This window comes from Rubrivirga sp. (genome assembly GCF_049648075.1).
GTDB lineage: Bacteria > Bacteroidota > Rhodothermia > Rhodothermales > Rubricoccaceae > Rubrivirga.
In genome coordinates, this window is the sequence record NZ_JBARYR010000290.1 from 1 (window position 1) to 9,219 (window position 9,219).

9 protein-coding genes are annotated in these 9,219 nt (G+C 67.3%); 7 read left to right on the forward strand and 2 right to left on the reverse strand.

What is annotated here, in order from left to right:
- The 3 genes from WBA11_RS08695 to WBA11_RS08705 form a co-directional block, all read left to right on the forward strand.
- Positions 1-1,330 (forward strand): toprim domain-containing protein (locus WBA11_RS08695; protein WP_424520306.1); only part of this gene is annotated, 1,330 nt, incomplete at its 5' end.
- A gap of 176 nt (positions 1,331-1,506) precedes the next feature.
- Complete coding sequence (locus tag WBA11_RS08700; RefSeq protein WP_424520307.1) at positions 1,507-1,947, forward strand: DUF6036 family nucleotidyltransferase; 441 nt, start codon at positions 1,507-1,509, stop codon at positions 1,945-1,947.
- On the forward strand, positions 1,944-2,141 hold the full coding sequence (locus tag WBA11_RS08705) for a hypothetical protein (protein WP_424520308.1): 198 nt from the start codon (positions 1,944-1,946) through the stop codon (positions 2,139-2,141). The genes WBA11_RS08700 and WBA11_RS08705 overlap by 4 nt, the downstream gene beginning before the upstream one ends.
- Positions 2,142-2,596: 455 nt before the next feature.
- Here WBA11_RS08705 and WBA11_RS08710 read toward each other — a convergent pair whose 3' ends face one another.
- Entirely contained in the window at positions 2,597-3,244 is a 648-nt protein-coding gene (locus tag WBA11_RS08710) for a TetR/AcrR family transcriptional regulator (protein ID WP_424520309.1), read from the reverse strand.
- A 69-nt stretch (positions 3,245-3,313) separates the two neighbouring features.
- Between WBA11_RS08710 and WBA11_RS08715 the strand changes: the two genes are divergently transcribed.
- Positions 3,314-3,874, forward strand: coding sequence for a DinB family protein (locus WBA11_RS08715; RefSeq protein WP_424520310.1), 561 nt, complete (start codon positions 3,314-3,316; stop codon positions 3,872-3,874).
- A 14-nt stretch (positions 3,875-3,888) separates the two neighbouring features.
- Here the strand turns inward: WBA11_RS08715 and WBA11_RS08720 are convergent, their stop codons facing one another.
- On the reverse strand, positions 3,889-4,983 hold the full coding sequence (locus WBA11_RS08720) for a carboxypeptidase-like regulatory domain-containing protein (RefSeq protein ID WP_424520311.1): 1,095 nt from the start codon (positions 4,981-4,983) through the stop codon (positions 3,889-3,891).
- Between the two features lie 201 nt (positions 4,984-5,184).
- On the opposite strand from WBA11_RS08720, the gene lepA reads away from it, so the two are divergent.
- From lepA to lepB, 3 genes are all read left to right on the forward strand, one after another.
- The gene (lepA, locus tag WBA11_RS08725; RefSeq protein ID WP_424520312.1) at positions 5,185-7,014 is read left to right on the forward strand and encodes a translation elongation factor 4; all 1,830 of its coding nucleotides are present in this window, start codon (positions 5,185-5,187) and stop codon (positions 7,012-7,014) included.
- Between the two features lie 2 nt (positions 7,015-7,016).
- Positions 7,017-7,877 carry a hypothetical protein gene (locus tag WBA11_RS08730; RefSeq protein WP_424520313.1) on the forward strand — a complete coding sequence of 287 codons (861 nt, stop codon included), beginning with the start codon at positions 7,017-7,019 and terminating at the stop codon, positions 7,875-7,877.
- Between the two features lie 126 nt (positions 7,878-8,003).
- Positions 8,004-9,083: a signal peptidase I gene (lepB, locus tag WBA11_RS08735; RefSeq protein WP_424520314.1), complete on the forward strand. Its 1,080-nt coding sequence runs from the start codon at positions 8,004-8,006 to the stop codon at positions 9,081-9,083.
- Positions 9,084-9,219 lie beyond the last annotated feature (136 nt).

Below are 9,219 nucleotides of genomic sequence, written 5' to 3' on the forward strand. Positions count from 1 at the left end.
CAAGATCGTGTTCAAGAACGAGGCGACCGGCGAGCGCGTCGAGTTCCACCACGAGGGCGGCATCGTCGAGTACCTCGACAAGCTGGTCTCCGACGCCGAGACGCGGCGCGTCCACCCGGACCCGTTCATCGTCCGCCAAGAGGTGCTCACGGACGGCTTGCGCACCGAGCTGTGCTTCGTCTGGACCGAGGCCCCACGCGAGTCGATCACGAGCTTCGTCAACGGCATCCCGACCCGGGACGGCGGCACGCACGAGCAAGGCCTGAAGGACGGCGTCACGAAGGCGGTCCGCAACTACATCGAGACCCACGACCTCGGTCAGAAAAAACTCGACATCACCGCCGACGACGTCCGCGAGGGCATGATCGCCGTCGTGAACCTCTACCACGTCGACCCGCAGTTCCAGGGGCAGACGAAGGAGAAGCTGAACAACTCCGAGGCCCGAAGCGCGGTGAGCAGCGCGTTCCGCACGGACTTCGAGCAGTTCCTCAACGCCAACCCGTCGGCGGCCGAGGCGATCGTGGCCCGGATCATCCAGGCGGCCAAGGCGCGCCAGGCCTCGAGGGCGGCCGTCCAGAACGTCCGGCGCAAGAGCGCGGTCAGCCACCGCCTCAACCTGCCGGGCAAGCTCGCCGACTGCTCGAGCACGGACCCGTCCGAGTCCGAGCTGTTCGTCGTCGAGGGCGACTCGGCCGGCGGCAGCGCCAAGCAAGGCCGCGACCGCAAGACCCAGGCGATCCTGCCGCTCCGGGGCAAGGTGCTCAACGCCGAGCAGGCGACCCAGGCGAAGGTCATGGCCAACAAGGAGCTCTCGAACATCGTCGACGCGTTGGGCTGCGGGCTCGGCCCCGACCTCGACGTGACCAAGCTCCGCTACCACAAGGTGATCCTGCTGATGGACGCCGACGCAGACGGCCTGCACATCGCGACGCTCCTGCTGACGTTCCTCTACCGCTACATGAAGCCCCTCGTCGACGGCGGCTACGTCTACATCGCCCAGCCGCCGCTCTTCCGCGTCGACGCGCTCAAGGAGACGTGGTGGGCGCTCGACGAGCAGGACCGCGACCGGATCATCCGGCAGATCCAGAAAAAGAACCCCCGCGCCAACATCGAGGTCCAGCGCTTTAAGGGCCTGGGCGAGATGATGCCGAAGACGTTGCACGAAACGACGCTCGACCCGGACAAGCGCCGCCTGCTCCAGGTCTCGATCCCGGAGGGCTCGCTCTTGCAAACCGAGGCGACGGTCTCGGACCTGATGGGCAAGGACGCCAGCGCCCGCTTCCGCTTCATTATGGAGCACGCCGCCGACGTCGAGGACCTGGATGTCTAGCTCCCCCGAAGATCCACTCTCGAGGACGACCAATCCGTCCTCGAGGGCGGACTGGCCCGTCCGCATCTACAAGATGGGCGAGGAGCCGCCCGCCTGGGAGTACTGGTTGAGCCGGCCGGCGGGCGAGCGCTCGGCGGCGATCGAGTCGCTTCGCGCACAACAACACGGGTGGTCCAATGGAGCTTTACCCCGACTTCAGAGAGTTCTTCGAGTCGTTAAAGGCCCGTGACGTCCGGTACCTCGTCATCGGTGGCTATGCGCTCGGGTACCACGGGTATGTCCGGTATACCGGTGACATCGACGCGTGGGTCGAGCCGACACCGGAGAACTCCCGGCGGGTCATCGCGGCGTTTCACGACTTCGGGTTTGGAGTTCTCGGCCTCGGGAACGACGCGTTCGCTGCGGACAACGTGGTCGTTCAGATCGGGCGCCCTCCGCTCCGCATCGATGTGCTGACATCGCCCTCAGGTGTCGTGTTCGAGGACTGCTACCGGGAGCGGATGGTCGTGGACGTTGACGGGCTCGCCCTCGATGTGATCGGACTCGAATGCTTGAAAGCGAACAAGGCCGCTTCGGGCCGTCCGCAGGACTTGGCCGATCTGAGCAAACTACCATGACGCGCCTCGATCGCCTCGGGCTGTCTCTCCTCGCCGGCGGCGTCGGGCTCGCGCTGCTAAACGTGGTGACATGGACGGTTGGATGGGACGTCGGTAGCGCACGTCCGGCGCTATCGGGCGCCCTGATGGCCGCCGGTCTCGTCGCGCTCGCCGTCGGGATGATCCAGCAGATGCGAGCGGAACGAGACGAGTAGCCTGCGGCGTCTCGTCCGTCGAGTCGCGCCGCTGTACCTCGGTCACATGCGGCTCGTCCTCGAGGGCGGCGCTGCGGTGCGGTACGCCGGCGTGTCATCACCCCGCACATGCGCAAGCGAGTCGAGCGGTTCGTTCTCGACGGCCGATTGCCGGCGATCGCAGTCGACAGCCCGGGCTACGAGCGGACGTCCGCGCGCTCTGGGGCTAGCGCTATCGTCGCAGACGGCTCACGACCTCGATCGACCAGCTCGAGTCGGCATCGAGGTCGTCTACGGTTCGCAGTACAAGCGCCCGGTCGGCACCGTGGCGCCGCCTCCAGCGGACTTCCATCCTCGATCTGGCGAGGTGTCCCGAGCGCCGAGAGAGCGTCGTGAGCTCCATGCTCCACCGGCAGCAGGGGCGCGACACGATGGACGAAGCGGTCGCCGTTCTCGAGGCCGAGCCCGTGCAGGCGTTAGCCGTCCTCGAGGTCGGGCTTGCCGCCGAGGTACCCGCGCACGAGGCGTGTCGCCTCGCGCGTCACGGCCCCGCTCTCGAGGTCCTCGGGCCGCTCCACCAACGCCCGGATCACGACCCCGACGACGGCGTGGGTCGCGACGTACGCCACCAAGCCGGGGTCGGGCGTGCCTGCCCTCGAGGGCGAGCGGCGAAGCCGTCCGGCAATGCCCTCGACCATGTCGCCCAACAGGTCGTCGAGGGCCGGTCGCCAACGGACCCAGAGCGCGCCGTGGAGCACGGCCGCGGATCGGCCGGTCCGTCCTGAGAACACGCTGACGAAGGCCTCGATGAGGGGGGCGATGGCGTCCTCGAGGTCGAGAGATTCGACGTCCTCGAACGCGCGTCGGACCGATCGGGCCTCGTTCTCGATCCAGTCTTCGACGAGTCCTGCGACGACGGCGTCTTTGTCCGGGAAGTACTGGTACAGCGTCCCGATCGAGACGCCGGCCCGCTCGGCGACGGCCGTCGTGGTGAGGCCGGCGTAGCCACCGGCCTCCAGAACCTGAGCGGCGGCCTCGAGCACGGCCTCGACGGTGATCCGGCTCCGCTCTTGTTGCGGTCGTTTCCGGGGCAGAGGTGGACCCTGAGAGACGTCGTCGATCACGAGCAGAATGCGAGAGGGAAAGGGACTCGGTCCACACTAAGCTATCCGTCGTCCTACGCCCGCTCCGCGATGCCCAGTCCTGTCCACGCCTACGCCGAGGTCCATACCGCTTCTCAGACGCGAGCGCATGCGCTCATCGACGACATGTCTGAGGCAACGTTCAATCGGCGGCCAGCCCCTCAGTCGTGGTCCGTCGCGGAGTGCATCGTCCATCTCAACATCGTCGCCGACGCTTACCTGCCTGTCCTCGAGGGCGCCGTCGCGCGAGCGGACCGCCGGGCTGACGGGCCATTCGAGTATGGATTCGTCGCGGGTAGAATGCGGTCCGGTGTCGTGCCCGGCGGCCCCGGGCTCAAGACGGGGAAGAGGCTGGACCCCTCCCTGCGAGCACCCGAGTCGTCGCACGAGATTGGCCCGACGATGACCGTGTTCGACGCCGCCGTCGAGCGCTACATCTCCGTCTGCGACGCTGCCGACGGCCTCGACCTTGCCCTGACCAAGGTGCGCTACCCGTTTATGCGGCTGATCCGGTTGCCGCTCGGCGCTTTTCTCGACATCACGGGGCAGCACGCGCTCCGTCACATCGATCAGGCCGAGCGCGCGGCCTCGACGCCGGGCGTTCCATCGTAGTGTCTTCGAGGACGCTACCCGCTGGGCATCAGATCTCGGGGAGGAACGTAGTCCGCCGGGAGGAGCTCGGCGGCTCGCTCGTAGTCCCAGTACCCTCGCAGAACGTGGTCGAGCGGGTTTTCGAGACGCCCGTCGGGTCCGAAGACAAAGCCTCGAGGTCCGATCTCGACCCACGACCATTGAGACCGCCCGCTCCCCATCTGCGCCCAGTCCACGTTGCGCTGCAGCTCGATGCGGCCGGCGCGGTCAGCGCGCTCGTCGTGGTACATGACGAGCCAGATCCGGCCGGCTCGCGGTTCCATCGAGGTCGCGATCGTCTCGCCCTCGAGGGCCGTCGCGAAGCGCGGGATAAGCCCCGGCCGATCGACGGGGAACACCTCGAACCTTGAATCCTCCACGCTCGAGGTGCGGAGCGCATCCATGAAGTGGCGGAACGAACCACGATAGGCGGCCTCGCGCGCGCGCTCCCATCCCCGTTCTTGGTCCTCGGTCCCACTCATCACGACGAACTGGTTGCTCCCGGACCACGTCCGGCGAGCCTCCGAGCCCGCCAAGCTGAGGTTGTCCCACAACACGTTGTACCCGAGCCGGGGGCTGACGGTGCGGAGTCTGGACTCGGCCTGAGCGAACAAGCGGCCGTTGGACTCCGAGAACGTCAGGACGGCAGGGTTCGCGATCTGTGTCTCTCGGGCGACACGCGTGCGGCCAAGAAAGAGGAAGCGGAACCGCGCGAGTTGGTTTCTCCACTCGCGGTCCGCCGCTCGTTGCTCGGCCGTCTGCTGGACCGTCACGTCCTCGAGGGCGACCGTGGACGGCGACAACCGGAACGATGCCTCGACCGTCCCGCCGTCTCGGATCCTGAGCGACCGCTCTTGCGCCGAGTACCCGACCATCGAAGCCGTCACGATGACGTCGCCCTGGATCGCCGTCTCGAAGGAGTAGTCGCCACGGGAATCGGTCGCGTCTCCAGCCGTCGTGCCGGTGAGGTAGACGCTGGCGCCGGGAAGAGGCTCACCGGTCGCGGCATCGAGAACGGTCCCTGACACGGTGGCCCGTTGCGCGTGGGCGACAGGGACGAGGAGCGCGAGAAGGAGGAGAACCCGTGCCATTGAGGTGGTGGAGTTTTAACACCGAGTCTACGACGGCGCCTCGCAGCGGGAACCGCATCCTTCCTCGAGGACGAGGTTTTGCCCTCGAGGGTGGGGCCGCGCGCAGAAGGGGCGAGGCGTCGGCCTCGAGGTCGCGCGCGCTCCCCGCGCTGCTCACCCAGATTTCGGCGGGGCAGTGGCACGGCCGCGGTACTTTCAGCGTTGACCGAAACCCGCCCCCCGACGCACGCCCACGTGGACCAGAGCCGGATCCGAAACTTCTGCATCATCGCTCACATCGACCACGGCAAGTCGACGTTGGCCGACCGGCTCTTGGAGGCCACCGGCACGCTCTCGAGCCGCGAGATGCAGGCCCAGGTACTAGACTCGATGGACCTCGAGCGCGAGCGCGGGATCACGATCAAGAGCCACGCCATCCGCATGCCCTACACGGCGGCCGACGGCGAGAAGTACGTGCTCGACCTGATCGACACGCCGGGCCACGTCGACTTTACCTACGAGGTGTCGCGGGCGCTCAACGCGTGCGAGGGCGCCATCCTGGTCGTGGACGCGGCCCAGGGCATCGAGGCCCAGACGATCTCGAACCTCTACATGGCCATCGGCCAGGACCTGGAGATCATCCCGGTCTTGAACAAGGTGGACCTGCCGAGTGCGCAGCCCGAGTTGGTGGCGCAGTCCATCACCGACCTGATCGGAGGCGACCCAGACGACGTCCTGCACGTCTCGGCCAAGACCGGCGTGGGCATCCCCGCCGTCTTGGAGCGGATCATCGAGCGCGTCCCGGCGCCGGCCGGTGACCCCGACGCGCCGCTTCAAGCGTTGATCTTCGACTCGACGTTCGACACCTACCGCGGCTCCATCGTCTACGTCCGCGTCAAGGAGGGCACGTTGCGCAAGGGCGATGCCATCGAGTTCATGGCGACCGGTGCTAAGTACAACGCCGAGGAGATCGGGCACCTCAAGCTCAAGATGGAGCCGGTCCACGAGTTGGGGCCGGGCGAGGTCGGCTACATCATCGGCTCCGTCAAGGACGTGGCTGATACGAAGGTCGGCGACACGGTGACGCACCAGAAGAACGGCGCGACCGAGCAGTTGCCCGGCTACCGCGACGTCAAGCCCATGGTGTTCTCGGGCATCTACCCGACCGACTCCAACGACTTCGAGGACCTGCGCGCCGCCCTCGAAAAGCTCCAGCTCAATGACGCCGCCCTGAGCTACGAGCCCGAGACCTCGGCCGCCCTCGGCTTCGGGTTCCGCGTCGGGTTCTTGGGGATGCTCCACATGGAGGTGGTCCAGGAGCGGCTCGACCGCGAGTTCGGGCTCGACATCGTGACGACGATGCCCAACGTCCGCTACACCGTCGCTCTCGCGGACGGGACCGACCTCGAGGTCGAGAACCCGTCGGACATGCCGGACCCGGGCCGGATCTCGGAGATCCGTGAGCCCTACGTCAAGGCCGAGATCATCGTGCCGAGTGAGTACGTCGGGACGCTGATGGGGCTGTGCCAGGACCGGCGCGGCACGTACATCACGCAGGAGTACCTGACGACGGACCGCGTCAACCTGAAGTACGAGCTGCCCTTGGCGGAGATCGTCTTCGACTTCTACGACAAGCTCAAGTCGGTGAGCCGCGGGTACGCCTCGTTCGACTACGACTTCATCGACGAGCGGGCCTCGAAGCTGGTCAAGCTCGACGTGATGCTCAACGGTGACACGGTCGACGCGCTGAGCACGATCGTCCACCGGGACAAGGCGTACGACATGGGCAAGCGGCTGTCCCAGAAGCTCCGCGAGCTGATCCCTCGGCAGATGTTCGACGTGGCCATCCAGGCGGGCATCGGCAACAAGATCATCGCGCGTGAGACGGTCAAGGCGTTGCGCAAGGACGTGACTGCCAAGTGCTACGGCGGTGACATCAGCCGCAAGCGCAAGCTGCTGGAGAAGCAGAAGGAGGGCAAAAAGCGGATGAAGCAGGTCGGCGCCGTCGAGGTCCCGCAGGAGGCGTTCCTGGCCGTCCTCTCGATGGAATAGGCATGAGGGATACGGGATACGAGACGGAGGGATGGGGGCGCCGGCCGTTGGGGCTCGCTCTGCTCGTCCCTCTTTTATCCCTCCTCATTCCGTATCCCTCCGCTGCCCAAACTGTGGTCGAGGTGCTCCGTCAGCAGCGCCTCGAGGCGCGAGCGGCCGAGATCGTCCTCGAGGTCGGGGAGCGGATCCAGCCGAAGCCCATCGTCGAGGTCGGGACGGTGGACTGGGCGACGGCGGCGTTCCGCGAGGTGCAGGCCGCGCGGCAAGCCGCGAGGGACAGCTTGGTCCGCGCCGACAACCTCAAGGCCGATAGCCTCATCCTGGCCGCACGCTTGGCCACGTTGAACTGGGACAAGGTGGAGCCCGACGCGCAGGGGTTCTTCCTGGAGCGGTTCGGTGAGACGTACTGGCAGGCCGTCGGCGCTCGAGGCTTGCTGACCGACACGCTCGACACGCACGCGCTCCGGGGCAAGCTTCAGGCTGAGTTCGGACGGCCGACGCGCAACGGCGACGCGCAGCGCCGCTACGGCTACGGCGGCTCGGAGTACATCCAGTTCGAGTACTGGTTCGTCGTCAACGACTCGATTCCGCTGCTCGCCCTCGACATCGACGGACCGTTTGGGCGCGGGCTGCTCGTCGCGTCGGACGAGGAGTACCAGGACATTTTGCCCGACCTGAAAGCGGACCTGTCGGCTCGGATCGAGGCTCAACGACCTGACCCGTGGCTCGACTACTACCACTCGTTCGAGCGAGGGCGATGGTTCAAGACCGGCTTCAACGGGACGGAGGACTACACGCTCCCCGTCCGTCCGCCGCGGTGGAGCGGCCGGGAGGGCTCGGACCGCTGGGTGATCCACCGCTGACGCTCGCCCTCGAGGCCGGCGCCGCAGGACGTGTCCGCCCTCGAGGACGAAGACCTGTGCGGACGCCCGTAGCTTCCTCGTTCTGTTCGCGCACGCCGTGCCGACGCTTTCCCGACCCGACGCCGCATGGCCCGCCGTTCCAACCGTGACCGCCGCTCCAAGGACGCTCCACGCAAGCCGACCTTCAAGGAGAACCTGTGGTACTGGGCCAGGGCGATCGCCGCGATTCTGATCCTGCGGGCGTTTATCGGCGAGCCGTACCGGATCCCGTCGGAGTCGATGGAGGACACACTCCTGGTGGGCGACTTTTTGATCGTGTCGAAGATGAACTGGGGTCCACGAACGCCCGCGACGATCGGCGTCCCATTCACTCGGATCTACCTACCCGGCGTGGAGCTGCCCCAGGTCCGGCTGCCGGGCTTCTCGGAGCCGGACCGTGGCGACGTCGTCGTGTTCAACTACCCGGCCGGCGTGGACGTGGAGCGGGGCGTGATCCCGTCGACGGTGCCGATCGAGCGTCGGGACCCGTACATCAAGCGATTGGTGGCGCTGCCGGGCGACACGATGGCCGTCCTCGACAAGGTGCTCCACATCAACGGCGTGCCGATTCCGCTCGCGCCGACGATGAAGCAGCGCTGGCGGGTGACGGCGGCGGGCGAGACGCGTCCGAACGCACGACAGCTCGAGGACATGAGCATCCAGTACTTCCCTGGCGGAGACGTGCGTGAGAACGGGGCGCTCCGGTTCGACGTGTTCGCCACGCCGGGCGAGGTCGCCGCCCTCGAGGCGCTGGACGCTGTGGCGCGCGTCGACCCCTACCTCTTGGACGAGCAGTGGGCCGACCAACTCTACGGCGCCAACCCCGACCACGTCCCGCCGCGCGTCGTGCCGGCGGCGGGCATGACGATCCCGCTCACGGCCGCGACGTTGCCGATCTACGGCGAGACCATCACGCGGCACGAGGGCCGCGACCTCGAGCGCACAGCGAGCGGTTTCACGGTCGACGGCGAGCCCGCCACGACGTACACGTTCGAGCAGGACTACTACATGGCGATGGGCGACTTCCGCGACAACTCCGTCGACAGCCGCTACTGGGGCTTCGTGCCGCACTCGCACCTGGTCGGGAAGGCGCTGTTCACGTTCTTGTCGTTCAAGGGGGACTTCCCGTTCGTGCGCCTGGAGCGGTTCTTCCGGCCGATCCCCTAGCGTGAGCGCCGACCTCGAGAGCCCTGAGGCCGGCGGAGCCCACGGCACAGACCGCACGGGCGCAGACGGCCCCGCGACGCCGCTGCCGGATCCCGCCCTCGAGGACGCGTCCGACCCCGAGCGCGCGCCGGAGACG